Raw genomic sequence first — 15,277 nt, 5'->3', positions numbered from 1 at the left:
ATCGCGATAACGCCACATTTTATGCGCACCGGCACGCCACAGATACCCGACGGCCATTCGGCGCACCGCCGCGCTGTGCGTCAAAAAATGGGAAAAACCTGCGCTGACGCAATGAGTGGCCGACACGGATTAGCCACAATGACCGCTCACAACCGGTTAGAGGCTGACTAATGGATACCCTGCTTGAGCGTTTTCTGCGTTACGTGACTTTTCATACCCGCTCCGATGAGACCAATCCTGCCTGCCCCAGCAGCGAAGGCCAGCTGATCTTTGCCCGTGCCCTGCAGGGGGAGATGACAGCGCTGGGGCTGACCCAAGTCACCCTGGATGAGCACGGCTACCTCACCGGCTGCCTGCCGGGCAACCAGCCGGATGCCCCCGCCATCGGCCTGATTGCCCACATGGATACCGCCGACTACGAGGCGGAGCACGTGGTGCCCCAGCTCATTGAAAATTATCAGGGCGGTGACATCTGCCTTGGCAAGGGCGACGAGGTGCTCGCCATCCGTGACTACCGCTTCCTGAAAAACTATCTGGGTCAGGATCTCATCACCACCGACGGCACTACCCTGCTGGGCGCCGACGACAAGGCGGGCATCGCCGAGATCCTCACCGCCATTGACCACCTGCAGGCCCACCCCGAGATCCCGCGCGGCGATATCTGGGTCGGCTTTACCCCGGACGAAGAGATCGGCCGCGGCGCCAACCTGTTCCCGCTGGACAGATTCCCGGCCAAGTGGGCCTATACCGTCGATGGCGGCGAACAGGGGGAGCTGGAGTATGAAAACTTCAACGCCGCCAGCGCCACGGTGCGTTTTATCGGCAACAACGTCCACCCCGGCACCGCCAAGGGGAGCATGATCAACAGCCAGACCCTGGCTGCCCGCTTTCATACCGCCATGCCTGCCGCCGAAACCCCGGAGTGTACCGAGGGCTACGAAGGCTTCTGCCATCTGGCCCAGATGAGCGGCACCGTGGAGGAGAGCACCCTGCACTACATCATCCGTGACTTCGACGACCAGCGTTTCGCCGCGCGCAAGGCCGAAATGGAGAGCCGGGTGGCCGCCATGCAGGCCGAGTATCCGAAGGCCCGCATCGAGCTGACCCTGACCGACAGCTATCGCAACATGCGCAGCCAGATTGAGCCGCACATGCATATCGTCCAGCTGGCCAAGGCGGCCATGGAGGCCGCCGACGTGGTGCCGAAGATCAAACCCATTCGCGGCGGTACCGATGGCGCCCGCCTCTCCTTTATGGGTCTGCCCTGCCCCAACCTCTTCACCGGTGGCCACAACTTCCACGGCAAGCACGAGTTCATCCCGCTGCAATCCATGGAAAAATCGGTCGCCACCTTGGTGGAGCTGGTGCGCCTGACCGCAGCTTGGCGCGCATAGCGCCTTGGCTACAGAATGGCGGATCCGGGCAAACCGCCCGAATAGACCATCCCCGCAGGTGGGAAACTAAACAAGGAGAGGGAGGCCATGGCCTCCCTCTCCTTTTCTGTTTTTGTTTTTGTTTTGCTGACGACGCGTCAGCTGCTACTCGGCCGTCTTGCGATCCGAGTGGCCGAGATCCCGAGCAGGGGCGATGACATCACGCACCCGCTGCTTGATCTCCTTGGCTTCGGGGAAGCCATCATCCACCACCCGATCCCACACCTGCACCCCGCCCACCAGAATGCGAAACTCCCCCTTGCTGGCCGGCACCAGCGCCACCTCTCCCAGATCGCTGTCGAAGGTGGAAAGCAGCTCCTGCGCCAGCCAAGCGGCGCGCAGCATCCAGCGACAGAGGGTGCAGTAGCGGATCTCAATGCGGGGTTTGCTGATCAGGGTTTCGGATTCGGTCATGAGGGACTCCATAAAAAATCGGCCAATGGCAGGAAATGGCGTACCGCCGCCCAATGGCCGATCCCGGTTTGGTCAAATCAGTGCTGGTCAACACCATGAAAATCGGCCAGCCAATGGCGGGCAATGGTACGCATCGCCGATTCTGGCAGCTCGAACAGGCCGGGTGCAAGGGGGCCTGCCGCCAGCATCCGGATCCCCTCCATGATCTCCGCCAGCACCAGATAGACATATTCGCCAATCACGGCGCCATGGACGAAGTTGACCGCCTCGCCCCGGTTGAGCAGGTAGATCTGGGTGCCATCCGGCCGGTTGAGGGCCAGCACGTGGGGGCACACCTCTTCGCTCGGCCACGGCAACTGGGCCAGCGAGAAAGCGAACTCGTCATCGGCCGAGGTGACCGAGGCCACCATGGTGCCGGGGCGCAGCGCCTGCAGATCCGCCAGATCAAGCGAGCCGTTGCCGGTGGAGCAGATCACCAGCTCGGCGCGGCCGAGGGCCTCGGCCTTGGTGATCAAGCGAAAACCATGGGAGAGCGCTTCGACCTGGCGCAGCACATCGGTCTCCACCAGCCCGAGATGGAGGTTGCGACCACGCAGGTCGCGGGCGATGCTGCGCCCCACCTTGCCATAGCCGAACAGCACGGCTTCGCAGACGTTGAAGGTGCGGTTGAGGGTGCGCGCCAGCGACTCGGCGGAGTAGACCACGCTCAGACCAATCTGAATATCCTCGGCCTGCTTGAGGGGGCTGCGCGCCACCGACACCACCGGGGTCGCCAGCACCTCCTGCTCATAGCGCTGATGGCCATTCTCGGTCATCTCTACCACCCCGAGGAAACGGGGACCGAAGTACTCGCTCAAGATCACCTGGGTTCTGGCGAAGTAGCCGCCGATATCGAGGATCAGCAACCGCTCGTGGGGGGCCACCAGCGGGGCAATCTGCTGGATGAGGCTGTCGGGATCATTGGTCCAGTGCCGGTTGAGGGGCAGCACCGGATAGTGCTGGGATACCCACTCCAGGGTCGGGCCATGTACCGATTTCGGTTTGGGCAAAATGGCGCCGATCCGTCCAATTTGACCAAGGGCGTCGATAAAACGGGGGCGATCGGGCAGCAGGTGGGTGACCAGCAGAATGCAGAGCCCGTCGATGCGTCCCTGTCCGGTGAAATGGCGAAAAAACAGATGCTCAGATCCTTGACTGCGCAACTGTGGCCTCCTTATGTGCCGCAAAGAGTGTGCTGCAAGCAAACACACAGAACCCGGCATAACCGGGTTCTGTGTGTGTCCAAATAAATTGAAAATCCTTTTTATCTGAAACACATAGGGGGCTCAATCATTATCTGCCAAGAGTATGAGCGGGTATGCAAAAATGACTGTAATTGCCTGTTTTTCATGCAAAAATCAGTACAAAGAAGCAGCAGGCCACACCCACCACAGGCTGAGTCCGGTTCCTGCGGCGGCGAGCAGGATCAGTGCCCCCCAGCGCAGCGGCAACCGCTTGTCACGCAAAGCCCACTCCAGCAGCGGCAGCAGCCAGACCGGCAGCAACACCACCAGCGGCACCTCCACATATTGCCAGGCGAGCATCTGGACGAAGGCGAGGGCCAGCGCCAGACCGGCGGGGGCCACCTTGATGCCAACAAAGGTGGCGAGCAGGACGCGAAAACCGGCAAAAGCCGCCAGCGCACCGGCCAGCTGGGCAATCAGCAGGCTGCCATCGATACCGATCACCAGCGCCAGCCAGATAAAGCCGAGGGCAAAGCCAAGCCCCTCGTGGCTGTCACCACGCAGACCGCTCCAGCCAAACCAGAAGATGGCGGGCAGCAGCGCCAGCCAGATCATCGGCTCGCTGGCCAGTACCGAGGCCAATCCCTGCCACCACACTAGCGCACTGATAACTACAAAAAGCAGCAGCGAGCCGCGCAGGTCATTCACCTGAGCCGCGATGGCGGGCACCAGCAAGGTCAGTGGCAGCCACTGCCACGCCTTGGCCGGGATGCCATAAAGGCCACCGAGCAAGGATCCCACCAGCCAGAGCGCCAGCGCCCCCCACAGATACCCCAGTCGCGGCCAGCGCCACGATAGCAAAGCGGCTCCCAGAGGAGCCGCCAGGGTTTGCAGCAGAAGTTCCGCGCCCATTACTTGCGCACGCCTTCGACAAACAGGTTGATGTTCATCTGGTCCGGGATGCCGGGCAGCATGTAGCTCACCCCAAAGTCACTGCGCTTGATGGTGGTGGAAGCGTTGAAGCCGCTGCGGTAGCCGCCCCAGGGATCCTTGCCCTCACCGATCTTGACCAGATCGAAGGCCACTTCCTTGGAAACGCCGTGCAGGGTCAGGGTCCCTTTCAGCACGCCTTTATCCTTGCTGCCCTCGTAAGCGGAGCTGACGAAGGTCATCTTGGGGTACTGCTTCACATCGAGGAAGTCAGGGCTGCGCAGGTGCTTGTCGCGGGCCTCGTGGTTGGAATCGACGCTGGCAGCCTCCACTTCAAAGCTCGCCTTGGCCGCCGCCGGGTTGGCGTCATCCATGCTGAAGGTGCCGCTGAAGGTGTTGAAGCGACCCACCAGCTCGGAGAAGCCCAGGTGACCCACCTTGAACTGCACCGTGGTGTGAGCCGCATCCACATCGTAATCCGCCGCCATCAGAGGGGTTGCCATAAACAGGCAGGAGGCCAGCAGAGCCTTGGTCATTTTCATCCGTTCGTTCCTTCATCTTGGGGTTCACATCAGTGGCCAAAATGCTAACCTCGTTCTGAAGATGAATAATCAGTGATTTATTAAATTCATTATTTACTGAGGATGGAAAATGGACCAGATCGCCGCCATGCGCACCTTTATCAAGGTGGTGGAGTGCCAGAGCTTTACCAAGGCCGCCAACCAGCTCGGCATCTCGGTCGCCATGGCCTCCAAACTGATGCAGCAGCTGGAGGAGTCCCTCGCCACCCGGCTGCTGTCGCGCACCACCCGTCAGGTCAATCCCACCGAGGCGGGCCAGTTCTACTACCAGCGCACCCTCGCCCTGCTGGCAGAGCTGGAAGAGACCCACAGCCAGCTGACCCACCACAACCAGCAACCCCATGGCACCCTCAAGCTCTCGGTGCCAATGGATTTTGGCTACCTTCATCTATCCCCCGCCCTGCCGCTGTTTCGCCAGCGCTTTCCCGATCTCAAACTCGACATCGAGTACAGCGATCGGCGGGTGGCACTGGTGGAAGAGGGGTTCGATCTGGCGCTGCGCATCGGCCATCTCAGTGACTCCTCGCTGGTGGCACGCCAGCTGGCCACCATCAAGCTGGCGCTCTGCGCCAGCCCCGCCTATCTGGCTCGCAAGGGGACGCCGCAGAGCCCGGAGGATCTCAAACAGCACGACTGTCTGGTCTATACCCTGACCCAGCCGGAGTGGCACTTCAAACAGGGGGGCGAAGCCCAGAGCATCCGACCGCAGGGGCCGCTGCGGGCCAACAACGGGGTGGCGCTGACCCGTGCCGCTTGTGATGATCAGGGCATCATATTGCAGCCCACTTTTATCGTGGGGGAAGCCCTGCGGGCAGGGCAGCTGGTGAGCCTGCTGCCAGAGTGGGAGAAGGGGGAGGTGGGGCTCTATGCGGTCTATCCGCACCGCCGCTTCGTTTCGGCCAAGGTGCGCTGCTTTATCGAGTTCGTGCAGGAGCGCTATCTCGCCCCGCAAAAGTGGGATGCGCCCGCCTGATGGCCAGCGCGGACTGTTCGGCTTAAACTCTAGCTTTTGCCGGTGGCCGCGGCGGGGATGAACTTCGCCAGCAACTGCTGTTGTTCGAGTATCAATTGCCAGCGTGGCAGACGGGTGCGGATCACCGACAACTGCTGTTCACTGAGGACATAGGGGAGCGCCACCTCCAGCTCGTTGCAGTCAAACATCGCGGCCAACTGCAGGATCAGGATGAGGTTCGCCTCGTCGGTTCTGTGCTTGTTAACCCGCTTGCGGATCTCATGGCGCAGCTGGCTTTCTGGATCCTGGGTCATCGCCTGCCAGCCGAAACCGAACAGCGGTACCAGCGCACTGACGATCCCCAGCGCTGTCATCGGCTGCTTGGGGGGATGATAGAGTTCGTTGAGAACAAACCGAACAGGATTCTGACGAACCTCATCATTACCAAATAAAATCGTTTTCGTCATTGGATAACCCGTTATATTCCACTAAAATGCGCCGCATATTTTACCCCGATATGCCAACGAGGTGCTGATGCTAAGCGATATCGAGATCTCCCGCCAGTCCCCCCGTCTCTCCATTCACGCGCTGGCCGAACGCCTCGCCATCCCCCAGCACCTGCTCAGCCCTCACGGCCACTACAAAGGCAAACTCAGCCTCGACATGCTCAAGTCTCAGCCCCAACAGAAAGGCAAGCTGGTGCTGGTGAGCGCCATCACCCCCACCCCGCTCGGTGAAGGGAAGACGGTGACCACGCTGGGCCTCTCCATGGGGCTCAACCATATCGGCCAGCCCAGCATCGCTGCTATCCGCCAGCCGAGTCTCGGGCCGGTATTCGGGGTCAAGGGGGGCGCTGCCGGTGGCGGCCACGCTCAGGTGGTGCCGATGGAGGAGATGAACCTCCACCTGACCGGCGATTTTCACGCCCTGACGGCAGCCCACAATCTGGCAGCGGCAGCCCTCGATGCCCGCCTGTTCCACGAGCAAAAACTGGGCGATGAGTTCACCGCCAGAACCGATTTGCAACGGCTCGATATCGACCCGGCCAATATCCTCTGGCCGCGCAGCCTCGACATGAATGACCGCGCCCTGCGCCACCTCACCATCGGTCAGGGCGGCGCTGCCGATGGTGTGGAGCGCAGCGATCGCTTCGTCATCACCGCCGCCTCCGAGCTGATGGCCATTCTGGCGCTGGCAAGCGATCTGAAAGATCTGCGCGCTCGCATCGGCCGCATCCAGCTGGCCCGCGATATCCACGGCAAGCCCATCACCGCCGAACAGTTGGAAGTAGCAGGCGCCATGACGGTACTGCTCAAAGATGCCCTGCAACCGACCCTGATGCAGACCACCGAGCAAACGCCGGTGCTGGTGCATGCCGGCCCCTTTGCCAATATTGCCCACGGCAACTCCTCGGTGATCGCCGATCGCATCGCCCTTGGCCTGACCGACTATGTGGTGACCGAGGCAGGTTTTGGCTCCGATATGGGGCTGGAGAAGTTTTTCAACATCAAGAGCCGCCAATCCGGCATCACCCCCGCCTGCGTGGTACTGGTGGCCACAGTGCGCGGCCTCAAGGCTAACAGCGGTCTGCTCGACATCCGCCCGGGCCAACCGCTACCGGCCAGCCTGCAAGGGGAGGATCTGCCAACCCTCAAGCAGGGCTGCGCCAACCTTGCCTGGCATATCCAGAACGCCCGCCGTTACGGGGTGCCGGTGGTGGTCGCCATCAACCGCTTCCCTACCGACAGCGAGGCCGAACTGGCGCTGCTGGCCCATGAAGCGCAGCAAGCCGGTGCCTGTGGCGCAGCCATCTCCAACGCCTTCACCCAAGGTGGCGCGGGTGCCAGCGAGTTGGCCCACGCCGTGGTCGCCGCCTGCGAGCAACCTAGCAAGGTGAAACTGCTCTACCCCGACGAGATGAGCCTCGCAGCCAAGCTGGCGACCCTGGTGGAGTGCGGCTACGGTGGCCGCGGGGTGCAACTCTCCGACAGAGCCCGCCAGCAGCTGGCGCAACTCTCCGCCGAAGGGTGGGATCACTTGCCCATCTGCGTGGCCAAGACGCCGCTCTCCATCAGCCATGATCCCGCCCTCAAGGGGGTGCCGACCGATTTCGAGGTGCCCATCGACGAGGTGAAGCTCTGCGCCGGTGCTGGCTTCGTCTATGCGCTGGCGGGCCCCATCATGACCATGCCGGGGCTGGGCAGCCTGCCTGCCTATCGTCATATCGATATTGATGAGAACGGGGAAATAATCGGCCTGAGCTGAAGAACCTGTTGGCAGCCTGCCCTTCCTGACCGTCATATCGATATCGATGAGAACGGCGAGATAGTCGGCCTGAGCTAAATGGTCGGGTGAGAGGTCTGGCATCGGCCGATGACGCTTCGCTAATCGACCCTACGATCAACAAACCGGCCAGATACAACAAGGCCCCGCCAATTGGCGGGGCCTTCTGTTATCCATGCGTCACGGTTTAGAGGGTGAAGCGCTGGGTCATATGGTGCAGGGTGTTGGCCAGCTTGCTCAGTTCGCCACAGGCCTGGGCGATCTGATGGGCGCCCTGGGCATTCTCGTCAGCGGCATTGTGAATGTTGACGATGCTGCGGTTGAGCTCTTCTGTCACCGCGTTCTGCTCTTCGGTGGCGGTGGCGATCAGAGTATTCATGTCGGTGATGCGCACTACGGCACCGTTGATGGTGTCGATACTGGTACCGGCATCCCGCGCCAGACCGACGCTCTCCTGCATCTGGTGACGGCTCAGTTGCATGGCGTTGCCCGCCTCGGCGGCACGGCTCTGCAGCAGCTCGATCATCTTGCTGATCTCGGCGGTAGAGTCCTGGGTACGTTGGGCCAAGGATCGTACTTCATCCGCAACGACTGCAAAGCCACGGCCCTGCTCACCGGCACGGGCAGCTTCGATGGCAGCGTTAAGGGCCAGCAGGTTAGTCTGACCGGCGATATCGCGGATCACATCCAGCACCACGCTGATGTTGGCGCTGTCGGCTTCGAGCTGCTGCACCACTGTGCCCGCCTGTTCAATCTTGACCGACACCTCTTCGATGCTGGCGATGGAGCTGCGTACCACTTCGCTGCCGGCAGCGGAGGTGCGGGAGGCATCCTTGGCAGCGCTCATGGCATCCGTGGTGTTGCGTGCCACTTCGTTAACGGTGGACTGCATCTCGTTCATGGCAGTCGCCACCTGGGAGACTTCATTCTGCTGAATGGCCATGCCGCTGGCAGACTGGCTGGAGATGGCGCTCACCTCCTCCACCGCGCTGCTGAGCTGGCTCACGGAACCGGCGATCTCGCTCACCAGATCGGAGAGGGAGCCCTGCATCCGGTTGATGGCGGCACCCAGTTGACCCAGTTCGTCGCGGTTGAAGCGGCTGTCACGGATCCACTGCTGCAGTTCGCCCTGACCCAGCTCGCCATTGGCGATGCGTTGGGCCTGACGGGCCAGCATGATCAGCGGATCGCGGATCTGACGAGTCAGTACCATAGAGAGCACCACCACCAGTACCAGACCGAGCACCAGCGCTATGGTGACGCTCAGCTTGGCGGATTGATAAGATTCGACCACATCCCCGCGAGACTCGGCTGCATAACCGTGGTTGATCTGGATAAGGGAGGCCACTGACTTGCTCAGCGCGGTGTAAAGGGGAACGCCCTCCTCAAGGAAGATGCGTTGGGCTTCGGCAAGCTGCTCGCTGTCTTGCAGCTGTTTGACTCGCTGGTGCAGGGCGACATAACGATCCCAGTCAGATTTCACCGTATCGAAGGTACGGCGCTCCGCCACATCCTCAGGCCAAATGGTCTTGTCATGGGCACTCAACTGCTGCGCGATCGAGTTAAGCTGTTGACTGGCAATATTCCGATATTCAGCCCTTTTTAGCGGCTCGGCTGCCACCATGAAATAGCCCAGCTCATAACGACGCAACTCACCGAGAGAATCCCCGATGGCACTGGTACGATTGACCGCAGGCAGAATACTGTCGGTAAACCGGATTGCCACATCATTCATATTGCCAAACTGGACAAGGGCAAAACCGCCAATAAAGGCGACCATCAAACCGAGCACGGCAAAGCCGGCGGTGAGTTTTTTACCTATGGTCATGGTACTGGTATTCATGGGATATCCTGGTGGTCGTTAAATTAAGTAGCACGCGTCAGGTCCATGCCCTCCAGGCATGCACAATCTGGCCACATATCTGTGGCATACCATCCAACCTTGATGAATATCTCTGAAATCCATGAGCTGCAGCGAGAAACGTGAGGGCGGTAGAATAGCCGGATTATTGCGGTTCGGAAAGAGTCTTTTGATTAAAATTCACCCAACCCAAATGACCCCCGTGCAAAACAGGGGCCTTTTGGATAAAAGCTCAACGATAAAGGAGTAACAACCTCAATAGCGGAAGCGCCCAATCTTGTCCATCACATCGCTAGCCAACTTATGCATCTGCTGACTTTGTTCATCCTGCTGGTTAGCCAAACGGGTCGATGCGGTTGCCGCTTCATGAATGTTGCTGACATTTCGACTGATATCATCGGTCACCTTGGACTGCTCCTCTGCCGCACTGGCGATCTGGGTCGCCATATCCTGGATCCGGTCTGCCGACATCACGATTGTCGCAAGCTCGGTCACGGCAAGCTCTGCATCCTGCAATGCCAGCTCACTCAAGTTTTTCCCCTCGCCCATAGTGCTCACAGCTTCTGCCGTGGTCTGACGAAGGCGCTCGATCATGCCCTGGATCTCTTTGGTTGATGCCTGGGTTTTGGACGCCAACCCCCTGACCTCATCCGCAACCACCGCAAACCCCCGGCCATGCTCCCCAGCACGAGCAGCCTCAATCGCTGCATTCAGAGCCAACAAATTTGTCTGTTCCGAAATGGTACGGATCACATCGAGAATCGAACCGATCTGTTGACCCTGTTGCTGCAACTCGGCAATCCGCTGTGCCACGACATCTACTTGCACACTCAGTTCACGGATCCCGCCAGCTGAATTACTCACCACATACTGACCTCGATGTACCGCTTTGCGGGTCTCATCTACTGCATCAGCGGTAATCTGTGCACTGCTGGAGACAGAATCCGCCGTCGAGGCCATTTCGTGGATGGCAGCTGCAACCAATTCAATCTCTTCCAATTGCCGATGGCTGTTGGACAATCCTTGCTGAGCCAGCTCGGCAGATTGGCGAGCAGCGAGCTGCAGGTCGCGGCCGCTTTGTGCCGTATCACTCACAATATGATGAATGGTGCTGACAAATCGGTTGATCCCTTCAGCCAACTCGCCAGTCTCATCTCTGCGCATTACATTGAGACGTTGGGTCAAGTCCCCTCCGGCGGCAGAAAGGCGTCCGACCATGCTGGCGGTCTGTTGTACCGGGAGGGAGATGGACCCGGCAGCCCAGGCCAGACCGACAAGACCAAGGCATGCCACCACGATCCCAACCAGCAGTTGCATCCAAAGACTCTCGCTGAAACCAGCGGCTCTCGCCTGTTCAGCCTGATCAGCATCTGCAAACAGCGCCGTATCAGCCACCTCTATGATGATCCCCCAGGCTTGAGTAACCCCTTTAAGATGGATTGGCACCAGCACGCGCAACTGACCCGAGACTTGCTGACTACTGGCCTCTCCCTTGTTGAGCAGAGCCATCAAGCCAGACTCTTCAAGCCGCCCCCCGATCACATCAGGTTGCGCCGAATCCGCGGCGATGATGCCGTGTGGACTGATGATCCTGACCCGGCTCTGGCCAGAGAACACCTGGCCACTTACCTGCTTGGCCAACTGTTGTAGGTAATTGAGGGAGTAGTCGACCCCGACCATCCCCAGATAACGGCCCTGATCCAGAACGGGCACCACAAAAGAGGTCAACAGCGTCGGTTGGCCATTCACGGTATAAACGGAAGGGTCGACAGCACAGGCTGCCTTGCCCTCCATCGGACAGAGATACCATTCCGATGCCCGGATACCGGTCTTGCTCAAACTCTTGCTGTAGTAGTCGCCCAGCGGTTTGATGGTGAACCCGGCTGGGCCACGACTCCAGTAGGGGGCAAAGTTGCCAGTGGCCTGGCTATGAACCCCGTCAGTCAAATATGCACTGTCCTGACCATCAAAGGTATTAGGCTCCCAACCACTGTAGATACTGAGAAAGTCTCTGTTCCGTTCAGCAACATCCTTGAGCAACGCCGTAACGGTAGCCCGGTCCAATGGCCTGGGTTGATGAACATTGCCAGCCAGCATGGCGGCAAGTGTCTCTGCTGTATTAAGGGCTTGTTCAAAGGTACCTGCAATCTCGCCGGCTTGTTGACCAGCCAGAGCCATCAGCCATCGCCCGGCATCCTGACGAGTTGTCTCGCGCATTTCGCCCTGAATACCACCTTGCATGGTCGCAAGAGACAGATAGCTATACCCGACCACACTCAACACGGTAGCCAGTAAAATACAGCCACCAAAAAACATGACCTGATGTTTGATTGAACGAAACACGGCGACTCCAACCTGTAAATGATGCCCTGCTGGTAATGGCAAGCATCTTAAGAGGAGATAGGTTGGTTCCGAAGAGCTACCAGTCAGAATTTTCACACTTTGAGCGTTCGATCACGAACATTAAATATTCGCTTACGAAAATAGAGAAAGTGGTCGATACAGGCTCGCCATCTCTGACCATCGTCCATAAAAAACGCCAGCAATGGTTGCTGGCGTCTCGTTTATTCAGATGAGTGGTTACAAAATAACCGTTACTATATCTTATCCGCGCAGGCCACCGAGAAATTCGGCCCGGGTATCAGGCTGGGTCTTGAATACCCCACCCAGCGAGGTGGTGGTGGTATGGGAGGTGGAATCCATCACCCCGCGCGCCTTGACGCAGTAGTGGGTCGCCCTGATGCTGATGGCCACGTCTTTGGTACTGAGCAGGGTCTGCAGCGCAAGCAAGATCTGCTGGGTCAGCCGCTCCTGCACTTGGGGGCGGCGGGCAAAAAACTGCACGATGCGGTTGATCTTCGACAGGCCAATCACCTTGCCGCGAGGGATATAGGCCACATGGGCCAGCCCGTCGATGGTGACGAAGTGGTGTTCGCAGGTACTGGTGAGGCTGATGTCCCGCACCATGATCATCTCATCCACCTGCATCTTGTTCTCGATCACCGTCACCTTGGGGAAGGTGGAATAATCGAGGCCAGAGAAGATCTCATTGACGTACATCTTGGCGATGCGGTGCGGCGTCTCGGCCAGACTGTCATCGGCCAGATCCAGCCCCAGCGTCTCCATGATGGAGCGCATATGGCCTTCGATCTTCTCCCGCTTCTGCTGGCTGTTCAGCTCGTTGGCGACCAGGGGAGTTTCCAGTCCCTGGGCTTCGAGGGCAGCCCTGACCAGCAAGGCTTCCTGACTAAGTGTTGTCATTCTCTTCTCTCCCACGCTCAGGGACTATGTGAGGGCCGCTCGTCGAGCGACCCCTTATGTTATGGCGACGCACAGAGCCGACGGCATCGTTGTAATGGTAGCCACATGAGATGTGACGGCCATCTGTTATGGCGGTATAGTAAACGGCCATTGCCGCCAAGATTCAAGTCAACTTGTGCGTCACCTCATACTTTATGGCCATCTCACCCCGTTTCAGCGCTGATTACCTCGAGATTCCCTTGAGATAACCTGCCCATCCCCGGGGAATTTTGTGATAATCCCGCCTTCAATCATAGAAAGAGGTCATGACGATGGGATTTGATACCAGCGGACTACTCCCCTTAAGCGATGCCCTGCAAGGGATGCTGGAGCAACTCGCCTGCTGCTGCGACAGCCAGCAGCTGCCCCTGCCAGAGGCTCTTGGCCGGGTACTTGCCAGCGATATCGCCTCCCCCCTCGCCGTGCCTCCGTTCGACAACTCCGCCATGGACGGTTACGCCGTGCGCCTTGCGGATCTCGCCGCCGGCACCCCGCTCATCATGGCGGGCAAGGCCTTTGCCGGTCAGCCCTATCAGGGCGAATGGCCCGCTGGCCACTGCGTGCGGATCATGACCGGCGCCCCGGTCCCCGCAGGGACGGATGCGGTGGTTATGCAGGAAGAAACGCAGGCCGACGGCGATCGGATCACTTTTTTGTGTGAACCGACTGCGGGGCAGAACATTCGGCTGGCGGGTAGCGACATCGGCAAGGGCGCCTGCGTCCTGCCAGCCGGTACTCGTCTCACCCCAAGAGAGATGCCGCTGCTGGCCTCCCTCGGCGTGGCCACCGTCGCGGTGCGCCGCCCACTGAAGGTGGCCATCTTCAGCACTGGCGACGAGCTCAAACCGGTCGGCACCCCGCTTGCCCACGGCGACATCTATGACTCCAACCGCTACGGCGTGCGAGCCATGCTGGCGCGCATGGGCTGCGACTGCCTCGACCTTGGCATCATCCCGGACGATCCCGCCCAGCTGCGCGCCGCCTTTATCCGTGCCGACGAAGAGGCCGATGTACTCATCACCACCGGCGGCGTTTCGGTAGGGGAAGCGGATTTTACCAAACAGCTGCTGGACGAGCTCGGCGAGATTGGCTTCTGGAAGCTCGCCATCAAGCCGGGCAAGCCATTTGCTTTTGGCCGCCTGCCCCGCGCCTGGTTCTTTGGCCTGCCGGGCAACCCGGTCTCCGCCATGGTCACCTTCGATCAGCTGGTGCAACCGGCGCTGGCCAAGCTGGCCGGTCAACAGTTCGTGCGGCCACTCCAACTGCAAGCCATTGCCGTCGAGCCACTCAAAAAGAGCCCGGGCCGACTCGACTTCCAGCGCGGCATTCTGAGCCAGGGACCAAACGGTCTCGAGGTGCGCAGCACCGGCTCGCAAGACTCTGCCGTGTTCAGCTCCCTGTCGCAGGCCAACTGCTACATCGTTCTTGAACGGGAGCGGGGCCACGTCGCCGCGGGCGAGACGGTGACCATCGAACCGTTCGGGGGATTGCTGCTGTGAGCGAGATCCTCAGCGATGCCGAACTGCTGCGCTACAACCGCCAGATCATCCTCAAATCCTTCGACTTCGAGGGACAAGAGGCACTCAAGCAGGCCAAGGTGCTGGTGATCGGTGCCGGTGGCCTTGGCTGCGCCGCCAGCCAGTATCTGGCGGTGGCCGGGGTTGGCCAGCTCACCCTGGTCGATTTTGACAAGGTGGAGCTCTCCAACCTGCAACGCCAGGTGCTGCACAGCGATGAGCGTATCGGCCACCACAAGGTGGACTCTGCCGCCCAGTCCCTGCGCGCGCTCAACCCCTGGCTGAACGTAGAAACCCATGCCGCCGTGGCCGATGAGGCGCTGCTCGATACCCTGCTACCCCTGCACCAGTTGGTATTGGATTGCACCGACAATCTGGCCATTCGCAACCTGTTGAATCAGAAGGCACGCCAGCACAGGGTGCCACTAGTCAGCGGCGCCGCCATCCGGTTGGAGGGTCAGCTCTGCAGCTTCACCTGGCAGGAAGATGAGCCCTGTTACGCCTGCCTCAGTGCCCTGTTTGGCGAACAGGCCCTCACCTGCGTCGAAGCGGGAGTCCTCGCCCCCGTAGTGGGGCTGGTGGGTAGCCTGCAGGCGCTGGAGGCGATCAAACTGCTGGCGGGCATGGGCAAAAGCTACAGCGGCCGCCTGCTGATGATCGATGGCCTCAGTGGCACCTTCCGCGAAATGAAGCTACCCAAGCGCCCCGACTGCCCGGTCTGCTCCCATCCTTAAACCCGCGCGATGTGTCTAGTCCTGAAATAGGTTTACACATTTTCGGCTA

General features: G+C 60.0%; 13 protein-coding genes. 5 read left to right on the top strand and 8 right to left on the bottom strand.

Going from position 1 to position 15,277, the window contains the following annotated elements; translation table 11 throughout:
* Positions 1-170: 170 nt before the first annotated feature.
* Positions 171-1,394, top strand: a complete 1,224-nt coding sequence (pepT, locus tag CK911_RS02925; RefSeq protein ID WP_098968921.1) for a peptidase T — start codon at positions 171-173, stop codon at positions 1,392-1,394.
* Between the two features lie 144 nt (positions 1,395-1,538).
* Here the strand turns inward: pepT and CK911_RS02920 are convergent, their stop codons facing one another.
* The 4 genes from CK911_RS02920 to CK911_RS02905 all read right to left on the bottom strand — a co-directional run bounded on the left by CK911_RS02920 (position 1,539) and on the right by CK911_RS02905 (position 4,542).
* Positions 1,539-1,847: a SelT/SelW/SelH family protein gene (locus CK911_RS02920; RefSeq protein WP_098968920.1), complete on the bottom strand. Its 309-nt coding sequence runs from the start codon at positions 1,845-1,847 to the stop codon at positions 1,539-1,541.
* 77 nt (positions 1,848-1,924) lie between these two features.
* Entirely contained in the window at positions 1,925-3,049 is a 1,125-nt protein-coding gene (locus CK911_RS02915; protein ID WP_098968919.1) for an adenosylhomocysteinase, read from the bottom strand.
* A gap of 195 nt (positions 3,050-3,244) precedes the next feature.
* Entirely contained in the window at positions 3,245-3,982 is a 738-nt protein-coding gene (locus CK911_RS02910; protein WP_098968918.1) for a hypothetical protein, read from the bottom strand.
* Positions 3,982-4,542, bottom strand: a complete 561-nt coding sequence (locus CK911_RS02905) for a YceI family protein (protein ID WP_098968917.1) — start codon at positions 4,540-4,542, stop codon at positions 3,982-3,984. Before CK911_RS02905 ends, CK911_RS02910 begins: the two co-directional genes overlap by 1 nt.
* Positions 4,543-4,651: 109 nt before the next feature.
* Here CK911_RS02905 and CK911_RS02900 point away from each other — a divergent pair, with 109 nt between their 5' ends.
* Complete coding sequence (locus tag CK911_RS02900) at positions 4,652-5,554, top strand: LysR family transcriptional regulator (protein ID WP_098968916.1); 903 nt, start codon at positions 4,652-4,654, stop codon at positions 5,552-5,554.
* A 29-nt stretch (positions 5,555-5,583) separates the two neighbouring features.
* On the opposite strand, the gene CK911_RS02895 is transcribed toward CK911_RS02900, so the two are convergent.
* A complete protein-coding gene (locus CK911_RS02895) occupies positions 5,584-6,000 on the bottom strand; it encodes a hypothetical protein (RefSeq protein ID WP_098968915.1) in 417 nt (138 codons plus the stop codon).
* 67 nt (positions 6,001-6,067) lie between these two features.
* Between CK911_RS02895 and CK911_RS02890 the strand changes: the two genes are divergently transcribed.
* On the top strand, positions 6,068-7,798 hold the full coding sequence (locus tag CK911_RS02890) for a formate--tetrahydrofolate ligase (RefSeq protein WP_098968914.1): 1,731 nt from the start codon (positions 6,068-6,070) through the stop codon (positions 7,796-7,798).
* A gap of 205 nt (positions 7,799-8,003) precedes the next feature.
* Here CK911_RS02890 and CK911_RS02885 read toward each other — a convergent pair whose 3' ends face one another.
* From CK911_RS02885 to folE, 3 genes are all read right to left on the bottom strand, one after another.
* Positions 8,004-9,659 (bottom strand): methyl-accepting chemotaxis protein, encoded by a 1,656-nt coding sequence (locus CK911_RS02885; protein WP_098968913.1) that lies wholly within the window; start codon positions 9,657-9,659, stop codon positions 8,004-8,006.
* Positions 9,660-9,932: 273 nt separating this feature from the next.
* The gene (locus tag CK911_RS02880; protein ID WP_253860367.1) at positions 9,933-12,116 is read right to left on the bottom strand and encodes a methyl-accepting chemotaxis protein; all 2,184 of its coding nucleotides are present in this window, start codon (positions 12,114-12,116) and stop codon (positions 9,933-9,935) included.
* Positions 12,117-12,281: 165 nt separating this feature from the next.
* Complete coding sequence (gene folE / locus CK911_RS02875; protein ID WP_098968911.1) at positions 12,282-12,938, bottom strand: GTP cyclohydrolase I FolE; 657 nt, start codon at positions 12,936-12,938, stop codon at positions 12,282-12,284.
* Positions 12,939-13,249: 311 nt separating this feature from the next.
* On the opposite strand from folE, the gene moeA reads away from it, so the two are divergent.
* Positions 13,250-14,476, top strand: coding sequence for a molybdopterin molybdotransferase MoeA (moeA, locus tag CK911_RS02870; RefSeq protein ID WP_098968910.1), 1,227 nt, complete (start codon positions 13,250-13,252; stop codon positions 14,474-14,476).
* Positions 14,473-15,228, top strand: a complete 756-nt coding sequence (moeB, locus tag CK911_RS02865) for a molybdopterin-synthase adenylyltransferase MoeB (protein WP_098968909.1) — start codon at positions 14,473-14,475, stop codon at positions 15,226-15,228. Before moeA ends, moeB begins: the two co-directional genes overlap by 4 nt.
* Positions 15,229-15,277 lie beyond the last annotated feature (49 nt).

The organism is Aeromonas sp. CU5, assembly GCF_002586745.1.
Taxonomy (GTDB): Bacteria; Pseudomonadota; Gammaproteobacteria; order Enterobacterales; family Aeromonadaceae; genus Aeromonas; species Aeromonas sobria.
Note: the sequence above shows the minus strand (reverse complement) of the source record. Positions and strands in the feature narration are given on the sequence as shown.